The sequence below is a fragment of the Thermomicrobium sp. CFH 73360 genome (genome assembly GCF_023806465.1).
GTDB lineage: Bacteria > Chloroflexota > Chloroflexia > Thermomicrobiales > Thermomicrobiaceae > Thermomicrobium.
Genome location: NZ_JAMSLS010000003.1, coordinates 214,065 through 236,407 on the forward strand (window position 1 = coordinate 214,065; position 22,343 = coordinate 236,407).

The 22,343-nt window shown below is 58.8% G+C and carries 15 protein-coding genes and 1 pseudogene; 14 read left to right on the top strand and 2 right to left on the bottom strand.

The window, feature by feature from the left end; translation table 11 throughout:
• Positions 1-967 precede the first annotated feature (967 nt).
• From NET03_RS07660 to NET03_RS07695, 9 genes and pseudogenes are all read left to right on the top strand, one after another.
• Positions 968-1,894, top strand: a complete 927-nt coding sequence (locus NET03_RS07660) for a hypothetical protein (RefSeq protein ID WP_252128321.1) — start codon at positions 968-970, stop codon at positions 1,892-1,894.
• A gap of 672 nt (positions 1,895-2,566) precedes the next feature.
• Positions 2,567-3,688, top strand: a complete 1,122-nt coding sequence (gene mmgD / locus NET03_RS07665; protein ID WP_252128322.1) for a citrate synthase — start codon at positions 2,567-2,569, stop codon at positions 3,686-3,688.
• Positions 3,689-3,747: 59 nt separating this feature from the next.
• Positions 3,748-5,172 carry a bifunctional 2-methylcitrate dehydratase/aconitate hydratase gene (locus NET03_RS07670; RefSeq protein ID WP_252128323.1) on the top strand — a complete coding sequence of 475 codons (1,425 nt, stop codon included), beginning with the start codon at positions 3,748-3,750 and terminating at the stop codon, positions 5,170-5,172.
• A 4-nt stretch (positions 5,173-5,176) separates the two neighbouring features.
• Positions 5,177-6,088, top strand: coding sequence for a methylisocitrate lyase (gene prpB, locus NET03_RS07675; RefSeq protein ID WP_252128324.1), 912 nt, complete (start codon positions 5,177-5,179; stop codon positions 6,086-6,088).
• A 1,562-nt stretch (positions 6,089-7,650) separates the two neighbouring features.
• Positions 7,651-7,815 (top strand): annotated as a pseudogene (locus tag NET03_RS13815) (family 4 glycosyl hydrolase); the annotation flags it as partial.
• A gap of 195 nt (positions 7,816-8,010) precedes the next feature.
• Entirely contained in the window at positions 8,011-8,172 is a 162-nt protein-coding gene (locus NET03_RS07680) for a hypothetical protein (RefSeq protein ID WP_252128325.1), read from the top strand.
• A 29-nt stretch (positions 8,173-8,201) separates the two neighbouring features.
• On the top strand, positions 8,202-8,750 hold the full coding sequence (locus NET03_RS07685; protein ID WP_252128326.1) for a family 4 glycosyl hydrolase: 549 nt from the start codon (positions 8,202-8,204) through the stop codon (positions 8,748-8,750).
• A gap of 202 nt (positions 8,751-8,952) precedes the next feature.
• Complete coding sequence (locus NET03_RS07690) at positions 8,953-11,400, top strand: hypothetical protein (RefSeq protein WP_252128327.1); 2,448 nt, start codon at positions 8,953-8,955, stop codon at positions 11,398-11,400.
• A gap of 11 nt (positions 11,401-11,411) precedes the next feature.
• Positions 11,412-15,887: a DEAD/DEAH box helicase gene (locus NET03_RS07695; RefSeq protein ID WP_252128328.1), complete on the top strand. Its 4,476-nt coding sequence runs from the start codon at positions 11,412-11,414 to the stop codon at positions 15,885-15,887.
• Between the two features lie 66 nt (positions 15,888-15,953).
• Here the strand turns inward: NET03_RS07695 and NET03_RS07700 are convergent, their stop codons facing one another.
• Entirely contained in the window at positions 15,954-16,649 is a 696-nt protein-coding gene (locus tag NET03_RS07700; RefSeq protein ID WP_252128329.1) for a PRC-barrel domain-containing protein, read from the bottom strand.
• 705 nt (positions 16,650-17,354) lie between these two features.
• Here NET03_RS07700 and NET03_RS07705 point away from each other — a divergent pair.
• The 5 genes from NET03_RS07705 (at position 17,355) to NET03_RS07725 (ending at position 21,614) form a co-directional block, all read left to right on the top strand.
• On the top strand, positions 17,355-17,798 hold the full coding sequence (locus NET03_RS07705; RefSeq protein WP_252128330.1) for a Fur family transcriptional regulator: 444 nt from the start codon (positions 17,355-17,357) through the stop codon (positions 17,796-17,798).
• 432 nt (positions 17,799-18,230) lie between these two features.
• Positions 18,231-19,199 carry a metal ABC transporter substrate-binding protein gene (locus tag NET03_RS07710; protein ID WP_252128331.1) on the top strand — a complete coding sequence of 323 codons (969 nt, stop codon included), beginning with the start codon at positions 18,231-18,233 and terminating at the stop codon, positions 19,197-19,199.
• Positions 19,199-20,023, top strand: coding sequence for a metal ABC transporter ATP-binding protein (locus tag NET03_RS07715; RefSeq protein WP_252128332.1), 825 nt, complete (start codon positions 19,199-19,201; stop codon positions 20,021-20,023). The genes NET03_RS07710 and NET03_RS07715 overlap by 1 nt, the downstream gene beginning before the upstream one ends.
• Positions 20,007-20,864 (top strand): metal ABC transporter permease, encoded by an 858-nt coding sequence (locus NET03_RS07720; protein WP_252128333.1) that lies wholly within the window; start codon positions 20,007-20,009, stop codon positions 20,862-20,864. Before NET03_RS07715 ends, NET03_RS07720 begins: the two co-directional genes overlap by 17 nt.
• Positions 20,865-21,209: 345 nt before the next feature.
• Positions 21,210-21,614, top strand: a complete 405-nt coding sequence (locus tag NET03_RS07725; RefSeq protein ID WP_252128334.1) for a SaoD/DsrE family protein — start codon at positions 21,210-21,212, stop codon at positions 21,612-21,614.
• Between the two features lie 109 nt (positions 21,615-21,723).
• Here NET03_RS07725 and NET03_RS07730 read toward each other — a convergent pair whose 3' ends face one another.
• A complete protein-coding gene (locus tag NET03_RS07730; protein ID WP_252128335.1) occupies positions 21,724-22,119 on the bottom strand; it encodes a DUF6069 family protein in 396 nt (131 codons plus the stop codon).
• Between the last annotated feature and the right edge of the window lie 224 nt (positions 22,120-22,343).

Sequence of the window (22,343 nt, forward strand, 5' to 3'; positions counted from 1 at the left end):
GGGGAAGCACAGCGGGTGTGGCCTTACAACGCAAGCAAGTGGGTAGAGGGATGAGTCCGCTGGGCGTCATACTCTGAACTCCGCCAAAACCCAGGTCTGTTGGCGACGAGTGTACCGCCACCGCGACGACCTCTTCGGAGTGTGATGCCGTACGGGCCTCTGAGCATGTGAGGGCCCTACCGCGGTGATCGAGAGACCGATGGTTACGGGCGCTGGTGTGAGCCACATGCCCACCAGGGCATCGGTCGCCAGAAAGGCGATGACGAGGACGAAACTGGCACGGGTGAGGTCCTGCCAGGGAGCTCCAGAAGGGGACATAGCCAGCTGCAGCGACCCAGAAAAGATCAAGCCGTCGCCCAAACGGTCCGTGGACTCACTGGGGGTCGAGAAGATGGGGGCCGAAAGGCACTACTGTACTGAGCACGAGGAGTCGAAGCCACGGGGAGTGAGCAACTCTGGTTGACCCCCAGGTGTGCCGAGGAAACCGATTCGCCAAACGATCCTCCGAAATGGAGCGGAAGTGCGGGTTTCCTGCGGACGGTGGAGCAACGACTGGCGCGAGCAGTGGCGGCGATCGTGTTGAGGGAGAGAGCAACATCTTGTGGTTGCTGGTTTGTGTCTTCACTCTTCTTGTTGGTTCTTCGGACGCATACTTTATGCTCTCGGGTATGCTCCGGTCAGGTAATCGTTCCACATGGGCTTGCAGTGCGAGCCGACCAGAAAGCAACTGCCGTGGACTGGTGGAACGTGTTGCCGTGGGGCGAAGCACGCGATGCAGAGAAACTCGGAACCCAGAGAGGTGCGGTTCCTCGGTTGGAATGTGGGCGCTGCACGGTAGCGCGTTGCGGGGCGAAACAGATTTGGGAACTTGCCCGGGGGTATTCGGGGCAGGGACGAAGGCTGAAGGGACGGCTGAGTGCTTCAGCAGATGAGTATCAATGGTATTCTTGAGTGCGGAGGGGCCGGAATGCCTTTCACGATCGAGGATTTTGAGGATCTGCTACGTCTTTTGGAACTCCACCCGGAGTGGCGGGGACAGCTCCGGCGCTTGCTGCTGACAGAAGAGTTGTTGACTGTGCCTGAGCGCCTGTCTCGGCTGGAACAGTTCTTGGTGGAGCGAGCGCGTCAAGACGATGAGCGGGGGGCCCAACTCGGTGCCCTCATCGAGGCAGTGCGCGATAACTCGCGCCAGATACGGGAACTGCGGGCGACGGTTGCGGAGCACAGTCGGCAGATTCAGGAGTTGCGGGAGATTGTTGCGGCGCACACGGAGCAGATACGGGAACTGCGGGAGACGGTTGCGGAGCATAGTCGGCAGATTCATGAGCTGCGGGAAACGGTCACCGAGCACACACGGCAGCTCCGGGAGCTGACCCAGCAGGTACAGGCGCTGACGAGAACGGTCCAGATTCTGGCTGACCGATTGGACAAAGTGGCGGAACGCGGTGATCGGACATTGGGGATGGTTCTTGAACTTCGGGCTGAGCAGCGACTTAGTTCCTGGCTTGGGCGGCTGATGCGAGGATTGCGCGTGCGACCGCCCGGACAATGGGACCGTGACCTGGTGCAGGTGGTGGGACGAGATGCGTTCGACCGCTTGCTGGATGCCGACCTCATCGGGCGCGGGCGACTGAATGGTGACGAAGAAGGCCGAGTCTGGATCGTCGTCGAAGTTTCGTACGTCATCGATGATCGGGATGTTGAGCGGGCCTGGCAGTGGGCGCGACTGATGCAGGGTGCAGGGTTGAAGGTGATCCCAGTCGTGCTCGGGGCAGCAGTCGCCGCGGAGGCGCGCGAACAAGCGCTCCGTGCGGGTGTCTTGATTGTGGAGGCGGACCTCCAGACGGTGCGTACCGAAGGGTGGGAGCAGGCTCGTACCCGCTGGGTCGTGTGAGGCGCTCTTCCTCTCGGCTATGGATTTTCCCCTAAAACTGCGATGAATGAGCGAACTGGCTTGCTCCCGAATCCGGGCAGTGGTCCTTGCCGAAGACAGGAGATTGCCAAGGGGGTGACCCTCCTGGCCTACTGGACCTGGATCAGTGTTCCTGTTGAATGCAGCAGATTGCCGCGGTGGGCGTTTGGGAGTGTTTTCCCTCCATCACGCGAAGGAGTCCACAGCAGTGCTACATAGGGACGGCTGACGCCTGCGGTCGGGAATTTCGGTTGCCAAAGGGTAGGGGACCCCGACCGGGCTCAGTCGGTGTATCACGCCATGCGAGGTCGCAGGCCAACGGGGTAGGAAGTCCGCGTCTCCAGGTGGCGGGCTGGGTGCTGTTATGTAGAAACGGCAGTGCGGTTTGTGTTGGAGCCTTGTTTTTCGTGTTGCGTAGCCGCGGAACGTCTCTTGACACGAGCCGTGCCGTCGGGTTCTGCAACCGCTCATTGGTGGTTGTGCTTGACCGTATGGGATCAGTCTGTGGGGCCGTCCAGAAGTGACCAGCCGGAATAGACGGCATGGCAGGGGTTGTCTTGAGGCGAGACGGCGCGTGACGATGCTGTTCGCGTGTACGAGCGGCGTTAGAATGGGGGCAAAGGAAAGGTATGAGGCACGTAAGGGAGACACACGATGGGTGCGATAGAGTACCGCCCTGGGCTCGAGGGGATCATTGCCACTGAAACCAGTATCTCCTATCTAGATGTCGATCACGAGGAAATCGTCGTTCGCGGCTACAACCTCCTGGACCTGGCTCGTCAGCGCACGTACGTTGATGTGGTTGGTCTTTTGGTGCAGGGTGCCCTGCCGGACGAGAGGGGACGAGCTGAGCTCGAGCATCAGTTGCTGGCTGCTGCTGACGTTCCAGCGGAACTCTGGCAAATGCTCCGTCTTCTCCCGCGGCAGATGGACGCTATGGATCGGTTGCGGACGGCGATTTCTGCGCTTGGCGGCTGGGATCAGGCGGCGAACTCGGCTGATCCGGAACAGGACCGTGCCAGCGGGTTACGCGTCATTGCGCAGTCAGCGACGATTGTGGCGAACCTGATTCGAGTGGCTGAGGGGAAGGAGCCACTGCTGCCCGACCAGCGGCGCTCCTATCCGGAGAACTTCCTCTGGATGATCACTGGTCGCGAGCCAAGTGCGGCTGAGGTGCGGGCGTTTGATCAGACGCTGATTGCGTATAGCGAGCATGAGCTCCCCAACTCAACGTTTGCGGCGCGGGTTATTGCGTCGACGCTCGCTGACCTGTATGGGGCACTGACTGGGGCGGTTGCTTCACTCAAGGGGCCGTTGCACGGTGGGGCGAACGAAGCGGTGATGGAGATGTTATTGGAAGCGGGCGATGAGGAGGGTCTGGAGCGGTTGATTCGTGCCAAGCTGGCCCGCAAGGAACGGATCATGGGCTTTGGGCACCGGGTCTATATGCGGCGGATGGATCCGCGGGCGCAGCTGCTGAAAGAGACATTGGCCCAACTGGTTGCCGAGCGGGGTGATCCGGAAGGGGAGAAGTTACTCCGGATGTGCCAGCGTGGTGAAGATGTGATGCGGAGTGAGAAGGGGCTGTTCCCGAACCTTGATTACTACGCTGCCCCAGTGTACTGGGTACTCGGTATCCCGATTGATCTCTATACACCGATCTTCTTCGCCGCACGGACCGCAGGGCTGGTCGCGCATGTGATCGAGCAGCATGCGCATAATCGTCTCTTCCGGCCCCGGGTGCTCTACACCGGGCCGCGTGGACTCAAGCCATGACGGTGAGTAGTGGGACTATGTGAAGAGGAGGGGCGAGCGTGGGCCAAGGAGGTAACGGCGTGCGTCCAGCGCCGGATGCGGTTCTGGTGGAGCTGGTGCGCTATGTCGTGGAGACAGAGATTACGAGCGAGAAGGCTTACGAGACGGCGCGGCTCGCTCTGGCGGATTCGCTGGCCTGCGCTTGTGAGGCATTGACGCACCCGGACTGTACCGAACTCATCGGCCCTGTTGTAGCGGGTATGCAGGTGCCACAGGGAGTGAAGGTTCCGGGAACTGATCTGGTCCTGGATCCAGTCCAAGGGGCGTTTGCCATCAGTGCGCTCATCCGCTGGCTGGACTACAACGACACCTGGCTGGCCAAGGAGTGGGGGCACCCTTCGGATAATTTTGGCGCGATTCTTGCCGTGGCTGACTTTGTCAGCCGGCAGCGGCGGGCACGTGGCGAGGAGCCGTATCGGGTCCGTGACGTCCTGACGGCAGCGATCAAGGCCTATGAGATTCAGGGCGTTCTTGCGCTCGAGAACAGCCTGAATCGCGTTGGGTTCGACCATGTGCAGTTTGTCAAGGTGGCGTCAGCGGCAGTGGCGGCTGCGCTGTGGGGCGGTGGGTTCGACGAGGTACTCAGCGCGGTGTCGAACGCCTGGATCGATGGGCCGGCCTTGCGCACGTACCGGCATTTCCCCAACACCGGGCCGCGCAAGTCATGGGCGGCAGCTGACGCAACGAGTCGGGCGGTACGTCTGGCGTGGTTGGCGCTGCGTGGAGAGCCTGGATATCCGACGGCACTCAGTGCGCCGCAGTGGGGATTCCAGGACGTGGTGCTGCGTGGGCAGCCGGTTGTCTTAGCACGGCCGTTGGGGAGCTACGTGATGGAACACGTGCTGTTTAAGATCGCTTTCCCGGCGGAGTTCCACGGGCAAACGGCCGTCGAGGCAGCACTGCGACTCCACCCCGAGGTGCGTGAACGGTGGGAGGAGATTGAGGAAATCGTTCTTGAGACTCAGGAGTCAGCGAAGCGGATTATCGATAAGCCGGGTCCCTTTGCGAATCCGGCAGATCGCGACCACTCGCTGCAGTATATGACGGCCGTCGCGCTGCTGTATGGCGAATTGCGCTATGAGCACTATTTGGAACCGGTGGCCTCCGATCCGCGCATTCCGGCACTCATTGCCAAGATGCGCGTGGTGGAGCGCCCGGAGTTCAGTCGCGACTACTTGGATCCGGAAAAGCGGTCGATCGCCAATGCGGTACAGGTGAAATTCCGCGACGGGAGCCAAACGGAGCGGGTGGTGGTCGAGTATCCGATGGGGCATCCGCGGCGTCGGGCGGAGGGATTGCCGCTTCTGCGCCAGAAGCTTGCCCGGGCGCTGCGGCTGGTCTATCCGGAGCGACGTGCCGAGAGGCTTGAGGCTCTGCTCCTGGATGATCCGACTCTGCCAGATTGGGCGATTGACCGCTTCATGGACGTGCTGCACCGGGGGTAAAACGATGAGTTGGCTCACCGCGCAACCGCGGTCTCAGGCGGAGCAGGCGCAGACATTCCGTGCGTGCGTGGCTGCTGGGCTGGTGGTGCTCCCTGGGGTGTGGGATGGACTTTCGGCGCTGCTGGCGCGGGCCGCGGGTTTCCGGGCCGTGTATCTCTCGGGGGCGGCATACACGGCGAGTCGAGGGCTCCCCGATCTGGGAATTGTTGGTCTGGAGGAGGTGGTTGAGCGGGCGCGAGAGATTGTGCGGGTCAGCGAGCTCCCGCTGATCGTGGATATCGACACGGGGTATGGGGGTGTGCTCAATGCGGCCCGTGCTGCGCGGGAGCTGGCTGAGGCGCGGGTCGCGGGTGTGCAGATTGAGGACCAGCAGCAGCCGAAGAAGTGTGGACACCTTTCAGCGAAGCTGCTGGCACCTCCGGAGGAGCTCGAGCAAAAAGTGCGGGCGATCAAACAGGTGGCACCGGACCTGTATGTCATTGCGCGGACCGATGCGTATGAGCGGGAGGGGATTGAGGGGGTCGTGGCGCGGGCACGGCGATATCTTGCGGCTGGTGCCGATGCGATTTTCCCGGAGGCGCTGCCGAGTGAGGAGGCGTTTCGGGCGGTGGCCGCGGCGCTGCCTGGTGTGACGCTGCTCGCGAACTTAACGGAATTTGGGAAGACACCAGCCTTTTCGGCGGCAGAGGTGGGCGCGTGGGGGTACCGGATTGCGCTGTTCCCGGTTTCAGCATTGCGGGTGGCTGCCAAGGCGATGGAGCGGTTGTACCGGACCTTGGCCGCGGAGGGGACGACGCGGAGCCTGATAGGCGAGATGCAGACGCGGGCGGAGCTGTACGAGCTCCTCGGCTACTTTGCGTATGAGGAGTTTGATACCACGTTGGCGAAGTCGACGTTGCCTGAGTGGCAGGGGTAGGGTCTGCGCCGGGCTGGTCAGGATGCCGTGGGAGTTGCCCATGGCGTGGGCGTTCTGGGAGGAGCGAGGACTGGACGAGGTGGGGAGTATTGGGGGTGAGGAACTCTTTCGTGATTACCGGCCCGTGCGTATTCCGCATTGAGTTCCACGGCCCCTGCGCAACCTTCTCAGGTGCCACGATGGGACTTTGAGAAGGGAACCGAGGTGCGGCGTTTGGAAGTGGGCTATGGAAGTGCTTGGCCCGACCTGCTGGGTGAAGTCGGCAGTTGACGGATGTACTGCATGCTGTGCGGTTCCCGAGGTGAAAAGATCACTCTGGTGTTCCATGCGACCACAGGAAACAGTTCACGGCCTGGTCTGAGATTAGGACGAAAACTCTGAGTATTGCGGAGATACGGGTCATAGTCATAGCTGTGTAGCTCTCGGGGTAAAACGGTCAAGTATCGACTGGCTCGAATGGTGCAGTGACAATGAACGGGATCTTCCACGATGCCGCGGTTGTGACGTAGATCCCAAAACTGCCGGTTAGCTCCGTGTCTCATCCTGCGAAGGTCGACCGAATAGCGTCCTCCAGATTGATGCTCACCACTACGAGAATGTCGGGCACGGGATTTTGTGCTCCCGGGGTGACATGGGGGCAGACCTGACTCTGACGCTATGTTTCCCGCTTTTTGTGGCTGACGCAGTTTCCCGTCGCAGTGAAACCTATTGGTCAGTTGTGCAGGTGGTGCTGTGCAGCACGCGTTTGCTCTATTGATGCTGGTGAGTCCTTCTGTGTCCGAGCGGATGCGTTTTTCGGGGAGCTGCGTTGACTGAGCCAATTCCGTTGCCGGGTGGGAGGCGAGGGTAGATCTGTCGGTCACAGCAGCGGTTGCTATGACGGACAAGGGTTGCAGGCTCCGCGGCTACGGTGTCGCACGCGTAGTGCGGGCGATGCCGGTGGCGAGGCTGCCCGAATGGGGTCGTGCAGCGTGAGAAGGAAGAGTGCCCGTGGAGTTGGCAGAAGATAGCAGTCAGGAATGTCGAGGATTTTGGCAATATCTGCCTGCAGGGGATCCACGAACTGGCTGTGGTCCCGAGGGGTAACAGGATCATGTGTGGTGTGCTCTTCTGGTGGTTCTTAGGGATTCTGTGAAGAATCGTCGTGGAAAAGGGGTTACTTGACCGCACGTGTTTCGGGGATGAGCTGTGCACTGCCTTTCGTTGTGGACAACACGGGAGGCGAGCTAAAGACTGTCTGAGGATGGTTAACAAGAGATAGTTTGCTGAGAGCATGCCGTTATCTAATGATATGCTGAAGCTTGCAATCATTCGTGCGGGAAGTGCGGTCTGCGCGCGGGCACTTCTCGGGGATTCGTTTCTGTTCCCGGGATTTCAGTGGGATTACAGCCGCACCCGGTGGACATTGATGAAGCGCGGCTCCTTGACACGGAACGCGTCGCCTTTCGGTTGGTGGACGGTTCGGAGCGCGAGCGAGGATTGAGGATTTCAGCAGCGACTGACCGACAGCGGGCAGTCGATAGGGCTGATTCGGTACGAACGCCCCTCCACGTGGGTATCGACCAGCCGCTACTGTGGACTTCGAGATTCCCAAGCCCTATAGGCTACGGTCGACGATGAGGGACACGGTAGGGATCGGTGGGATTCTGCGCGGCTTGCGCACGGTGCCCGTCTCTCTGGAGATTGTGGGGAGATGGAGAAGCTGTGTCCGGCCGCGCTGCTTTTGAACCACAGTGAGCCTGGCGAGTCGGATCCGCATCGTTGATCTTTTCCCTAGAGTGTGCAGGGGACGACGGCGTACTTGGCGCTGCTGGGACTGGATTCTGAGGCTGGAGCCGAGCGAGATGAATTATCTGTGTACGGGAATCAATCTCGTTGCGTTTTACGTGCAGCTCAAGTGCCGGCGGGGTGATCTCTAACCAGTGTTACGAGAGCTGGTGCGCGAAGGCCGCGATCCAGTCTACGGCCGGGTGCGGTTTGCGGTGTTGGAGTTCCTCGGTTACTTTGGAATTGAATCCAGTGAGCACTTTGCGGATTATGTGCCGTGGTTCATCAAGTGCGATCGGTCGGACCTGATCGAGTAGTTTGGCATTCTCCTGGACGACTATCCGCGGTGGGCAAGGCACAGATGGCGGAATGGGCACAGATGCGCGTTGCGCTGCTCGATCCGGATGTGGCAGCACTGAAACGCTATGAAGAAGCTCGTCGGGAGAAGGAGTTGGGTCGGCTGCAGGCGCTGAGATGCGGGCGTCATGCGGACTGGCTTCGCCAGCGGGGACGAGGAGAAAAAGATAGGTCGTCCACTACACTCGGTGAATATGCGGCAATGATTCTGCATACGTGGAAGATGGGGCAGCGGCGGGTGGTCTCGAGGAATGTCATGAACAAGGGGTTGATCGAGAATCTTCCCGACGACTGTTGTATCGAGGTGCTGTGCCTGGTTGGTGGGAATGAGGTGCAGCCAGTCCGGGTCGGGTCGCCTCAGCTGGTGGCAATCATGCAGACAAAGATTAACAGGCAGCAACTGAAGGGGAAGGCGGCACTGACAGGACGGCCGGAGCATAGGTACGACGCGGCGCTCATGGATCCCCATACTGCGGCGGAGCTGGATCCGGAAGAGATTGTGAAGCTACGCGATGGCTTGTTGGCAGCGCATCACTAGTGGCTGCCAGCGAGGTGGGGATGAGGTGCTGGACGCAAGAAAGAGTTATTCTCGACAAATGAGGAGTAGAAATCGGTAACTTCCGGAGGGCCTGGAAACCCGTCTGCACCGGTTCTCTTGTCCTTCATGTAGCACCTATGTGGTAGAATCGTCCTGCATCTGATCAGGTAAGAGGCGGCACAGAAATCTGTGGGGGAACCTGGTGCGGCGGGAAAAGCCTGGGCTGGCGCTGCCCTATGCCGTTTTGGGATTGTTAGCTCTGATTGTGATGATAGCCCTTTGGGCACGCGAGTATCGGCGGCGTGAACGCCAGGTCGGGGCTGGCGAGGGGAGGAATAGAACGTTGCCGGAACCCGAGCACGCTGCTGCGAAACCAGCTCAGTCACTCCTCAGGGATAAGAGCTCTCACATGGAAATGGCAACAGTTAATGCCAAAGAGTTAAGAGTAGAGGATTCTCATTTAGACCACCATCAGAGACTCGTTCACATTGGAGATACTACTTCTTATGGTAACAGCACGGTATTTCCTCTAGTGGTCACGAATGAAGATGTCGCTCCACGTAACAGCATTTCTCAGATACGGTACGCGGCGGAAAATACCGAGGAGCAGCCGGTGGAGGCGGAGGAAAGATCGGATGACGGGGCGAGCGGAGATTTGAGCGCGGGGTTATCAGCTGGGTCAAGGAGTAGAGAGGCACTGCCTCCTGCATCTGAGGAGGAAGAGGGAACGAGTCCAGGTGGTGCCGAGCGGGTTATTGGTGGCCATCATGCACCGAATGTTCGCAGAAGAGCTCCGGAGCGTCGAGGTGGCCGTCATCATCAGGAAGTCGTGAAGGCCAGGACCCCAAAAAGGGTTTACCATTCACGGAATACGTCGTTGAGTGAGCCTTTTGTGCTCAAATGCCGACTTGAGGGTATGCGGTGGATTCTTGGTTTGGAGTCTCTCCAGGAGGGCATCGAATTCTGGCAGGGTGGAAACCGGCTAAATCCGGAGCGTGTCGTTGACACTTTCTATCCGATTCGTGTGCTGGATGATGTACTCGTGCGGTTCCCCTCGGGGCAGGAGGAGCTCTACTCGCTCGCACCGAACTCGCTTCTGCTCTTCCAGCTGCACGATTTGACGGAAGGAACGTTCACACTTCGAGCGCCTGTTAGAGGACGTCACTACCTGATCATTGCCCCTGCACACTCTCTAGCTGAAATGCAAAAAGCGTTCACTTCGGAAGTAGTGGATTTAGAGGATTGGATTGCGTATGTAGTACTCTGGGACCCGGGACAGATTCCTTCTAGTATCTGGAATAGGCTACACCTTCTGCATGGTTCTGATCGTGTGACCATACAGTTTGAGGGGGAGTGGATAAAAGGTGTTGACCACCGGTATCGGGCTCTTCGCTCGCCCCCACGGATTCGATGGGATGGGCAAACCACTGTCACCAAACTAGTGCTTCGTCTTGAGGAGCGACGTGCTGGGCGTGTGTGGACGAGGAGCTTTTCTGTCGAAGGGAACGAGGTGGAGATTCCACCCGCCATTCGGGAAGAGATGATAGACCTTGAAGTCGGAAGGTTTAGTGTTCGCTGTTATGACGCAGAGGATCAACTCCTTGGAAGCGATGACTTTCGATTGATTGTAGGTCTGCACGAAGTTCGGCGGGAACTGCTCGAGGACAATCTGGTCAGAGTGCAGTTCATCCTCGCGGATGAATATCATGTTGAACCGGATCAGCTCGAAATATGCCCCGAAGGTGGGAGTCGCGGGTCGAGTTTCATCGTGGATCCGACGCAACGACAACGCGACCCGGCGCAGTGGGATCTTCTCCAGTGGAGGGTGATTGCGCCCACTGGTGCGACACTGCCTGTCGGCGTTAACCTGGAGCGGTTCTTTTGGGTGGTCGAAGACGATTTTGGTCAGGTGCCGCCGGGCGAGCGTTGGGGCAGTCGCCCGACAGGACTTTCACGTCGGGATTTCCAGGCAACTTCATCGAAGATTCTTTGGCTGTGGATTCCGCCATCAGTGTCAAGAGAAAGGGCAGCCGTACTCGAGATAGTAGAGAAACGGGAGAAGTTGCAGAACACTTCATTGCGAGTTGGTAAAAAACCATTCATGAAGATACCTTTACGCGACTTAGGACATCTTGTTCCAGAGAGGGCGGGAGAATATGATCTCCTCTTGCGTATCGCTTCGGTATCGCTTCATATTGCAACCATTGAGATTCGTGCCACATGTCGGCGGTGTGGATATGGTGCTGCTGATGAGAAGTTATTGTGGCATCACATTCACAGAGAGCACAGCAATGAGTTCTTTAGTGAGATAGATCCTGAAGAGTATTGGTTGAGACAAGGCAAGAAGCTTCCTGAGCGTGTTTGTCAGTGCATGTACTGTGGTATGGGGTTTGCAGAGGATGGTTGTGACAATGCGAATACACTTGTCGGTCTGCATCAGAGAAAGGAATGCCGTGAGGCTCGTCGGCGATTTCGGGATGGGCCTGTGACGGAAAGCTTTCGTGTGCTCACGCGTGATCAGCCGAGAGAGATGATCCGCGCGTTGATAGGACAGAAATGGCAGTGTCGGTGTGGCGTGGTTGTTTCTCTGGAGGAGCAAAAGGAGCATCTGCAGAGGCATCATGCACCGGAACTGCTCGAATATTCTTGAAGGAGTGCCGAATGAATGAGTCACTGATACTCGTGAGTGAACGGCTTCGAGCGGTGTATCGGAATTTCCTTTTGACAGAGTTTTGGTTTCGTGAGCCGCTGCTTCGCGATTCGTTCACTGAGGCACTAGGTAGACTGGAACTTGTACGGGAACCGTATCTCGAACTTGTACCGCGTTACCGCCCAGGAGGCACTCCCCGTGAGATCCTTCGTGAGCTCCTGCGGGAGGAGCCGCTAGATGCGTTCCTGAATGCGATGCATGGCGATCGTCCGCTCTATCAACACCAGGAAGAGGCACTACGGAGAAGTTGGTTGGGAAGGAATGTCGTTGTAGCAACAGGTACTGGTAGTGGGAAGACTGAAGCATTTCTGCTTCCTATACTGTTATACCTTTACCAGGAATGGTTGCAGGGGAAGCTTGGGCCTGGAGTGCGTGCGCTTATTCTCTACCCAATGAACGCACTCGCCTTTGATCAACGTGCACGCCTAGCAGAGATCGCGCGGGTGCTGAAGGAGCAGGACTCGCCCTTCCACTTTACCTTTGGGCAATATACAGGCAATACCCCGGAAAATTGGAAGGATACGAAAAGGGGAGCAGCCGAGTGGGAAGAGTGGCGGGGAGCGCACACGATTTGCGAAGATGGTCGAGTGATGCATGGCGAACTGATTTACCGAGAAGAGATGCGCAGCGCGCCACCGCACATTTTGATCACGAACTACTCAATGCTCGAGTATCTACTGATCCGCCCAAATGATAGTCCATTTTTTGATAACGGTGCCGGGCGGTCTTGGCGCTTTTTGGTCGTGGACGAAGCACATACCTATTCTGGGATTCGGGGTCAGGAACTCGGGCTGCTACTCAGGAGACTTAAAGAACGTTTGCGACAAGGCGGCAGCGACGGGAACTTCCGTTGTATTGCGACCAGCGCGACGCTTTTCGCTGGCGACGATGCCCGAAGTCGGGCGGCTGATTTCGCGAATCGACTCTTCGGTGAGTCTTTTTCTTTAGAGGATGTCATTGTTGGTGAGCGGGGACGATTAGTTGATTCCCTTCCACCGACGGTGGAGTCAGAACTACGGGAACGGGTGACCCGCCTCGAGGAGGTTTTGCGAGATGGGCCGCGGCCTCTTGATGAGATAGCAGGGAACGTATTCCCCGACGAAGAGATGGAACAGCGGAATGAGCGGCTGCTTTCGTTGCTTGATCTGCTGAGTAAATTGGGAGATGCGCCGTTCGCTCGTCTGCGATTTCACATTTTCGTGCGTGGGCTCGACGGTGCATATATCCGGTTTTCGCCGAGCACGAAAATTGTGTTGTCAAACGAAAACGATGAAACGGGGAAGGTTTTTGAGATCGCGCTTTGTCGGGAGTGCGGACAACATTATCTTGTGGGGCAGGTAAAAGGGGATTATTTTGGGATAGCTAATCGAGACTACTCGAGTATAGATTTCCGTATAGATTACTTGCTGCCTGTGGAAAGGAGTGAGGAGGCGACACATCGCCTTTGTCCTGTTTGCGGCCGTCTTGTCTCTGTGAGTAGTTCTTGTTGTGTAGAATCCGAACGCATGATTTCTGTTCGATATGAGCGTGAGGCGCACGACTATGAAAAGGGGGAGCTACGGTATTGCGTGGTCTGTGGCTCGAGGGGTACAGATCCCGTTAGGGAAATCGTGTATGGGCCGGAATGGCCGCAGGCTGTAATTACGACGAGTCTTCTGGAGATGCTGCCACCAGACCGACAGAAATTGTTGGCCTTCGCTGATGGGCGGCAGGATGCGGCCTACTTTGCCGTGCGTCTTGATGTCTGGGCCAGAGATCTGGCAGAGCGTCGTGCTATTGTCGCTGCGCTCGAACACGCATCGGAGGAGGAGTGTCGAGACGGGTTTTCGCTGGATGATCTTCACCGGAGACTCTTGGTGGTTGCGCCGCAAATCTTTCGCGACTCGGCTGCTGCGTCCCCGGGTGAAGTCCGGCGAGCTGCTTGGGTGGCGGTGATTCGGGAGCTCACTGCGACTGAAGACAGCCGATCAATCACTTCGGCGGGACTTGGCTACTGGCGACTCGCTTGGCCGGGGCTACAGGAGATCCCGCCAGAGATTTTCGGGAACCGACTTCCTCCATCTGCGCGAGTCGGTGATGTCGTTGAGGTCCTGCTGTTAACGCTTGTACCAGTTCAGGCTGTGGCGCTTGAACGAGTTTGCTTCGACATGGAGAGATCACAACTAAAATATGTAAAAATTGGAGCACCTGCTTCGGATAGTACAGTGGTCAGTTGGGACGGTGTCGAGGGAAGGACATTGAACCGGCGCGTCGATTATTTGGTTCGCGTCTTCAAGAGTCAGAACAACAACTGTGATGAAGCAGAGTTGCGGTCTCAGGCACGGGAATGTCTACGGCGAGTTTGGGAGTGGCTCTTACGGTCGGAACAAGGGCTCCCAGAGCAGGATCGGTTATTGGTTCCGCATTCTGGGAAGGGGTTCCAGCTTAATCCGCGTTGGTTGCGGTTGATCCCATTTCGGGAGGGGCAGACGGCGCTGCAATGCACTTGCTGCGGCCGAATAAGTGTGCAACAGGGCTGTGCTTGTCCTAGGTATCGTTGCCCTGGGGTCCTGGAACCGGTGCCGGACCCCTTCAGTGGTGGTCAGTTCTATCGCGAAGTCTATCGCAATACAGGTAGCTTGCAGAGATTTCTGGTTGAAGAGCATACGGCGCAACTCACGAATATGAAAGCCTATGAGTACCAGACGAGATTTAGTAAGGGCAATCTTCATGTTCTTAGTTGTTCAACGACATTTGAGCTAGGAGTAGACCTTGGCAGTATCGATGTTGTCTTTATGCGCAATGTGCCTCCAGAGCCATTTAACTATGCGCAGCGTGCTGGGCGCGTGGGGCGCCGACAGCGAGCGGGTCTTGTCGTAACCTACTGTCGGAACCGTCCTCATGATCTATATCACTTTATGAATCCGCAGCGGTTGCTCAACGGTCATGCGCAGACCATGGTGCCTCGTGCCTGGAGTGATCGGGTCATCGAGCGACACGTGACGGCATTGGTCTTTTCCTGGTATTTCCGGTGCTACCCTACCCGGTTCGGCGATGTCGAGCAGTTAATCGGGGGCGATTGGAAGCAGCCGGCACTGCTGCAGATATTGAAAGAATTTATTCAAAAACATCGCAGCATCTTGGAAGAAGAGATTGCTGCGGTTTTGGGTGAGACAGAGGCAATTAGAGAAGATTGGCTCAATAAGATTGTAAGTAGCGATGGAGTACTGGCCCGAGCACTCGCTGAAGTAGGCGAAGATTACCTTGCTGTTCTCAGCTTTGAAGAGGTGTCGCGTAACGCTCGCCGATATTCTGACGCCGATTGGGCAAGGCGTCGTGCTGAGACGATAGCGCGAGAAGATGTCTTGTCTTTCTTATCTCGGAAAGCTGTTATTCCGAAGTATGGTTTTCCCGTTGACGTGGTCGAGTTGATGGTGCCCGACAGTTCGAAGGAGGTTGAGCTGACCCGTGACTTGAGGCTTGCCATCGCGGAATACGCGCCTGGGCAAACCGTGATCGCAAACAAGTACGAATGGCGTTCTGGCGGCCTGAAGGTAGTGGCGAGTCGTGCTCTGCCCAGGCGGCAGTATCGAGCCTGTTTTTGGCATGGTAGTTATGTTGAAGCCGAGTACAGTGGGCCGAATTTGGAATTGTCCTTACCGTGTGGCTGTCGAGGAGAGGTAGGAGAATATGTGCAGCCGCTCTTTGGTTTCTTTGTACCGAGAGGCGAGAAATGGCAAAAGCGTTCATCTTTCCGTCCACGTGTATCTTTGGCAACCTTGTACTTTGTAGACCAGGGGCATGAACGGGATCCTTTACCGTCGTTTTCTGAGTATGGACGGCCACCCTGCCTCCGCGTTTCAGCAGTAACGCGACGTACAGTGGTTGTCCTGACGAAAGGGGAACGAGGCCGTGGGTTCCTCATTTGTCTAGAGTGCGGGACGTGGTTAGAGGGTAATCAGGCCAGAAGGCACGAACATAGCGGGCGTAACGGCCGGCCATGTGGCGGACAACCAATGCGCGTTGCCTTGGGCCACTCCTTTGTGACGGATGTCGTGCGCCTCGATTTTCTGCTTCCGGTACCTGGTCGCGACGTCTTCGCCTTAAGTCATGGGTTAGTTGCGGCCATTGTTGCAGGTGTGAGCCTTGTGCTGGAAATTCCTCATACAGAGGTAGGTGGGACGCCGGTTTATGGTGATAGTTGCCCTGCAATTGTCCTGTTTGACGACGTTCCGGCTGGTGGCGGTGTCGTGGCACGGCTAGAGAAGGCGACGGTCCTGCGCAGTGTTCTGGAACAGGCACGTGACCGCCTCAATGGAAGCTGCGGATGCGGGCCCGACGGAAGCTGCTACGCGTGTCTCCGAACATACCGCAATCAGTCGCTGCATAGCGACCTGCGGCGAGGACTCGTGTACGAGTATCTCAACAGGGTCCTTGAGCACTGGTGAGCCCTGCGCCGCTGGGTATCTCCCAGTCTGTCTAGCTGAACGGGGCATTCAGGATCCGGAGAGAACTCATCGCTTCCTACGACGGGCCGTGACCGCGTCCACAGAGAGGCGGACCGCGTCCTCGGTGATCTCGGCGATCCATTGGGCTGGGATATGCAGGTGCTCACCTCCAAAGAGTCCCGGGTCAACGGCGAGGCTCACGATTTCGCCATCCTCGTTGAGGTGCACATGCTCGACCTTGCCAAGCCGTTCGCCGTCACTGGCGATGACAGCAGTTCCGCGGTCGATGCGAACAGCCTCTTGAGGAAGATTACTCTCGACCTCAACAGGTGGAGTGATTGGGGGAACCGAGCTCGGCAGAGTGCCGCCGCCAGGCTCGTAGGGCGCAGCACCGAGGTCGGGAACGACGGGTTCGCGAGCCGGGGTGCCCCACAACAGCGGGATCGGGCCAAACCCGCCCCCACTGGGCCAGACATAGGGGAGGCTGGCGGCTTCTTCCGCCGTGAGGCGCACGAACTCGGCCTCAACAAAAAGCGGGAGTTCTCCGGTTCGTTCGACATCGAGGGTAAGCCACACCGTTCCGTCTGGTGCAACTGCGTCGATCAGCGCGCGGTCGACGATCCGGTCTTCGCTGAGGAGCCAGCCGCGGTGCACGATGATCGCTTGCACCTCAAGGGAATTGGGGTCGAGCACCAGCTGGTCCACTGTGCCGATCCGTTTGCCGTCGCGACTCATCACTGGCCGCCCGAGTTCGATATGCATGGCGCGCCCCCTTGTCCGCTATCCGTCCGCTCTCGAGGATAGCGGGCTTGCTGCCGACCGGGAAGGGGGTGACGATCTGCCCTGGGTCCGTGCGAATAGGTGATCTGGCCGGTGCTGACCCTGTGGAGGTGGCGATTACCCGAGTTTCGTGCGCCAGGGGGAAGAGACTGGGGTGAGAAACAATTAACAGCTTTCGCTAGTCACCGGTGTTTTGGTTAGAAACGATACACGAGAGAAGTTGGGCAACAAACACCCAGTCATTCTTTATCTGCCTACCCGCGGACCGACGGTTTTCCATTCTGGAGGAGCTCGCTTGTTGGGAAACTGCGAGGGCGAATTTGCTCGCCCAGCTACGCGCCCGTGCCTGACCATGCCTCCTTCGTACGTGTCCGATTCGGAAGAAGACAACGATATCGATGGTGGGGGAGCGAGGGCTGATAAAGGGGACGCTTTGATTTCGATTTCAGAACGCTGAGAGAAGGAGAGTCCGGACTGCGTTCGTAGCGCCGGAGAGATAGTCGATATGCCGTACCGGCAGGAGCGGCGTACAATAACGGGCAGCGCGGAGCGGCAATATGTTTCTTGTTGCTCGTGTCGGGACACGTGGCGAGCAGTAAGCACAGTGAACCGCGTGCCGCTCGTTGACACGAGCAACGCGAGGACATGGTCGAGGGGACAGGTATACTGAAGCCGGTGAGGTCGGTCATGCGAACGGTAGAGGCGATTCTCGAGGCGATGCACGAACGTGGCTGTCGGGTGACCGGGCCGCGACGCGTGATTGTGGAGTTCGTTTTGGAACAGTGCGAACCGTTCTCGGCCGAGGACGTCTTCCGAGCGCTGCGCCGCGTGCAGCAGACGATCGGCCGGGCAACGGTGTTTCGTACGCTTGACCTTCTGGCTGAGCTGGGCGTCGTCGAGCGGGTGCATCATCCATCCGGAACACACCGGTATGTTGTGTCGAGTGATGGGCACCGCCATCATGTTGTCTGTATCCGCTGTGGCCGGGTCGCCGAATTCTCTGGGTGCAACTTGGAGCCGATCCTCGCCTCCATTGCTGATCAGACGCGTTTCCGAATCCTCGATCACTGGCTGGAACTGAGCGGTCTCTGCCAGACGTGTCAAGGAGAGACGATGGCGGTGAGCCGCTGAGCTTGTTCCCCTGCTGAGAACAGCGATGCGCAAAAAGATGAATCGCGCCACGGGGGTACTCCCCGGAGAAAGCGGGATGCTGCGTCGATCCATTTGCCTGGAAGGACCTGTAAGTGCCCTCTGGGACGCTGTCGCATGCGGGCGCTCGTGCGTTCTTGTGGGCCAGTCGGCGTGGCGGGTCGAGGTGGGTGGACGGGGCAGGAATCCAACAGGGTAAGGATGAAGAGGGGCGTGCAGGTGAGTCGACGGCCATAACTCAGCGATTTGCAGTCGCCTCTAGTGGTCCTCGGGGCAGTAGGAAACGCAGTGTCTCCACGCGATTCCGTTGCCTGATTAGTTGATACTGAGTATCATAAGGAGCGTGCAGTCGGTGTGGCAGTCGCGTCACTGATGAGTGAGACGGCGTATCATACAGCCAACAGGGAGGGGACGATGCGGCGATGGCTCGTGACGATCGTCGTGCTGGTCGGGCTCGTCATGACAGCTTGTGGGCGGGCTTCACAGCCAACGGTGCAACCGCCGGTCGGTGGAGAGACTGTGACGGGAGTGGCAGCGAGCCGCTTGGTTGTGGTGGCGAGTCTGCCGATCCTTGCCAGTATGGTCAAGGCGGTGGGCGGGGAGCTCGTCGAGGTGAGCGCGGTGATGCCGGGAGGAGCTGACCCGCATACTTACCAGCCGACACCGCGAGATGTTGCCACGCTTGCCGAGGCGCAGGTGGTGGTGTACAACGGCGGCGAACTCGATCCGTGGATGGAACGCCAACTGGAGGCAGTTAGGAGCAAGGCGAAGGTCATCGTCCTTTCTGAGGGCCTAAAGCCGCCGGAGGGCGTGGCTGTTGAGGAAGAGCGCGTGCTGGGGACACCTGAGCCGGAGCATGACGAGGAGCATGGCATTAATCCGCACTTTTGGCTTGATCCCGACTTTGCGGTGATCTATATCGATCGCATCACGGCAGGGCTTGTGGAGGCTGATCCAGCCCATGCCGAGCTTTATCGGGCCAACGCCGCACGCTACATTGACGAGATCCGGAACTTTGATACCTGGGCAAAGGAGCAGATTGCAACGATTCCGCCCGAGCGACGAAAGTTGGTGACCTTCCATAATGCCTTCCCGTACTTTGCGGCACACTATGGGCTCGAGCTCGTCGGTGTTGTCGTGCTGAGTCCGGGCCGTGAGCCCTCACCACAGGAGGTTGCGCAACTGGTGGCGCGGATTCGGGCCGAGGGGGTACCAGCGATCTTCGTCGAACCGCAGTTTAATCCGAAACTCGCGCAGACGATCGCACAGGAAGCGGGGGTGCGGGTATTGGAACTCTATAGTGATGCAGCGCCGGCCGGAATGGACTACCTTGCGATGATGCGGCAGAACGTGACCAATGTGGTCGAGGGGTTGCGTGGGTAATGCGCAGCGGAGCGGTCGCGGTTGAGCGAGCGGCGCGAGCGACGACGATGCCGGTGATCCAGGTTGAAGAGCTAACGACGGGTTACCGGCGCCGTGAGCCAGTGCTTCGGAACGTGCGTTTCACGGTCGAGCGCGGCGCACTGGTTGGGGTTCTTGGACCGAATGGCAGTGGGAAGTCAACGCTCTTCCGTGCGCTCCTCGGGCTTCTCCCTCCCTGGGAAGGGAGCGTCTTGGTTGAGGGACAGCCGGCACGGCCGAACCCCGACATCGCCTACATCCCGCAGCGGGAGACAATCGACTGGGACTTTCCCGTCACGGTGTTCGACGTCGCACTGATGGGACGCTATCCGCGGCTGGGGCTGTTCCGGCGCCCGGGCAAGGCTGATCGGGAGCTGGCGCTCTGGGCGCTGGAGCAGGTGGGATTGGTTGACCAGCGGGATCGGCTCATCGCTGAGCTTTCCGGGGGTCAGCGACAGAGGGTCTTTTTGGCGCGTGCGCTTGCGCAGGAGCCAGAGTTATTTCTGCTCGATGAACCGGTGAGTGGGGTCGATGCACCGACGCAGCACTTTGTCTTTGAGCTTCTCGAGCGCCTCTGCCGGCAAGGGAAGACGGCGCTGGTTGCCACGCATGATCTCTCGTGTGTCGCGCAACGGTTCGACCGGGTGCTGCTCCTGAACCGCGAAGTGATTGCCTATGGTCCCCCGCAGGAGGTGTTCACCGAGGCACTGCTCCACCGTACTTTCCAGTCGCACCTTTTGCTGCTGCGGTACGGTGACCGGGTTATTGTGGTTGAGGGCGAGGATGGGGATGAACGGAGCTGTTGAATTGCTTCTCGAACCGTTGCGGTATGGCTTTCTCCTCCGGGCGCTTGTCGCTGCTGTCCTGGTGGGGGCGATCTGCGCGATGGTTGGGAGCTACGTCGTGCTTAAGGGGTTGGCGTTTATTGGGGATGCGCTTGCGCATGTCGCCTTTACCGGGATCGTGGTGGCCTTTCTCGCCGGATTCAGTTTCTACGTCGGTGCGTTGGCGGCGGCGATCGCGGCGGGGCTAGGGATTGGCTGGGTAACACGCCGGGTGGGCTTGAGCACGGATACGGCGATCGGCATCGTGTTTAGTGGGGTCTTTGCCCTGGGTGTGGTGCTGATGGCGATCGGCATCCGGACATACACGGTTGATCTCTTTAGCTACGTTTTTGGCGATATTCTGGCGGTGCGCTCACGTGATCTCTGGGCGATTGCCCTGGCAGGGCTGCTTGTTGTGGGAACAATGGTGGCGCTCTACAAAGAGCTCCTCTTTGCGCACTTCGACCCTGTGGTGGCCGAGGCAGCGGGGCTTCCAGTGGGGGCACTGCAGCTGCTCTTACTGCTCTTGCTCTCGGTGACGGTCGTGGTTTCCGTGCAGGCGGTGGGGGTGGTCCTGGTGCTGGCGATGCTGGTGACGCCCGCGGCAACGGCTGCATTGGTGGCGCGGCGGCTGCCAGCGATGATGATCCTTGCAGTGCTCTTTGGGACATTGGCAGCGCTGGTGGGGTTCTATCTCAGCTACTACGCGAGTGTCCCCTCGGGAGGCGCCATCGTGCTCGTGGCGACGGCGCTGTTTGTGTTGGTGGCAGCGCTGGTCCGCGGGCGGGGCGCGTGGCGACGGCTGATGGCGGCGCGAGGGTGAGGGAGCTAGTTTACCACCAGGTGATGACAACCTGCGTGTCGCCGTCACCCGCAACTCGACCTACCCCTGCGGTGGCGAAACTCGCTCAATTGGCGCACTCTGGCTGCTGATTACACGGACGGTAGGTGCCAACGCAGGATGGGACCTCCGGGGCGATTCCTTGGTAAACCGAATACATGAGATAGAGTATCATTAGCGATAAGGTAGAAGTGGAGGGTCCACACCGGGGCATGTGGGTCTATGGTGCTTTGTTGGTGTCAGGAGAGAGAGCGAACGGAGGGTATCTGGCAGGAGAACGGTCGACGGTAACGGTTCGGGGCATGAGTGAGATGAAGGGGCGCAAGCATGAAAGTTGCGTATGTGTTTGCCACGCCGCGAGCTGCGAGCTACAAGTTGGGGCAAATGATCCTGCCGCAACTTGAGGCGGGGACGCATGGGGTTGAGGTCGTCGGCATGTTCTTTTTCGATGACAACGTCTTTGTCCTGCGGAAGGGCGACCCGATCGGCGAGCGGCTGGCGCGCATCGCGAAGGAGCAGGGAATCCTGCTCATGATGTGTGACATGTGTGCGCTGGAGCGGAACCTCGCGCAGGGGCAGCCGCGCTGGTGCGATCCGGTGACCGGGCTTGGGCGGCGAGAGCCGGCCGAAGTTCAGCCGGTGGACACGGTTGAGGGCGTACAGGTTGGCTGCTTCCCGGATCTCTACGCGGAGTTGGCGCAGAACCCGCCGGATCAGGTGATCACGCTCTGAAGAACGGGAATACACCTCTCTTTGGTGGCCAGAGCTTGGTGAGCATTGTGGATGGCGCGCGGGTCGGTGGAAGAGACGGGGGCGAGATCGTCCCCGTCTCTTCTATGGTCTATGGCCGCGCGCGCTGAAGCTCCGCGCGATATAGCCCTGCTAAGAGGGCAGCGGTTGCAACGACGTGCATCAAGATGAGCACAAAGCGCGTGCCAGCGCGCTCCGTCGCTGCAAAGGGTGGGACGAGCAGCACGGCGAAGATCAAGAGTGCAAGGATGAGGAAGATGAGGAAGGGGCGACGTGTCCAGCGCCGTAAGACTGTATAGAAGGCGGTGCCGAAAAGCAGCGGGACAACAGTCAAGAGCAGAACCTGCGGTAGGCCAATTGTTGTCTCCGGTTGGCCTGGTGGCTGCACCACGAGAGAGACTCCAACTGCCCGAGCGAGTCCCCACAACGCAGCGTTCAAGATCGCGGCGACGGCCGTCGCCAGGACACCATAGCGCCAAAACACCATACGCGTGCTCCCTTCCCCATCCCGTCACTGTCGGTGTTGCCGGAGCGAAGGTCCAGGTGTTGACGCGTTGCCTGGTCGTGGGCGAATCGCACGAGTGCGAATACCGTAGCGGCGGATGCCCAAACGAAGAGGCCACAGAAGTTCACCTTTGAGCATCCTTCCTCTGCTGACTCCCCTCGGCAATTTGCGGGGGTGGGGCGTCACTCCCGCACGACCCCGGTGAA

Coding starts and splice junctions, on each gene's coding strand:
- NET03_RS07660 (WP_252128321.1), top strand. CDS start 968: ATGCCTTTCACGATCGAGGATTTTGAGGATCTGCTACGTCTTTTGGAA.
- mmgD (WP_252128322.1), top strand. CDS start 2,567: ATGGGTGCGATAGAGTACCGCCCTGGGCTCGAGGGGATCATTGCCACT.
- prpB (WP_252128324.1), top strand. CDS start 5,177: ATGAGTTGGCTCACCGCGCAACCGCGGTCTCAGGCGGAGCAGGCGCAG.
- NET03_RS07695 (WP_252128328.1), top strand. CDS start 11,412: ATGAATGAGTCACTGATACTCGTGAGTGAACGGCTTCGAGCGGTGTAT.
- NET03_RS07700 (WP_252128329.1), bottom strand. CDS start 16,649: ATGCATATCGAACTCGGGCGGCCAGTGATGAGTCGCGACGGCAAACGG.
- NET03_RS07705 (WP_252128330.1), top strand. CDS start 17,355: ATGCGAACGGTAGAGGCGATTCTCGAGGCGATGCACGAACGTGGCTGT.
- NET03_RS07710 (WP_252128331.1), top strand. CDS start 18,231: ATGCGGCGATGGCTCGTGACGATCGTCGTGCTGGTCGGGCTCGTCATG.
- NET03_RS07715 (WP_252128332.1), top strand. CDS start 19,199: ATGCGCAGCGGAGCGGTCGCGGTTGAGCGAGCGGCGCGAGCGACGACG.
- NET03_RS07720 (WP_252128333.1), top strand. CDS start 20,007: ATGAACGGAGCTGTTGAATTGCTTCTCGAACCGTTGCGGTATGGCTTT.
- NET03_RS07725 (WP_252128334.1), top strand. CDS start 21,210: ATGAAAGTTGCGTATGTGTTTGCCACGCCGCGAGCTGCGAGCTACAAG.
- NET03_RS07730 (WP_252128335.1), bottom strand. CDS start 22,119: ATGGTGTTTTGGCGCTATGGTGTCCTGGCGACGGCCGTCGCCGCGATC.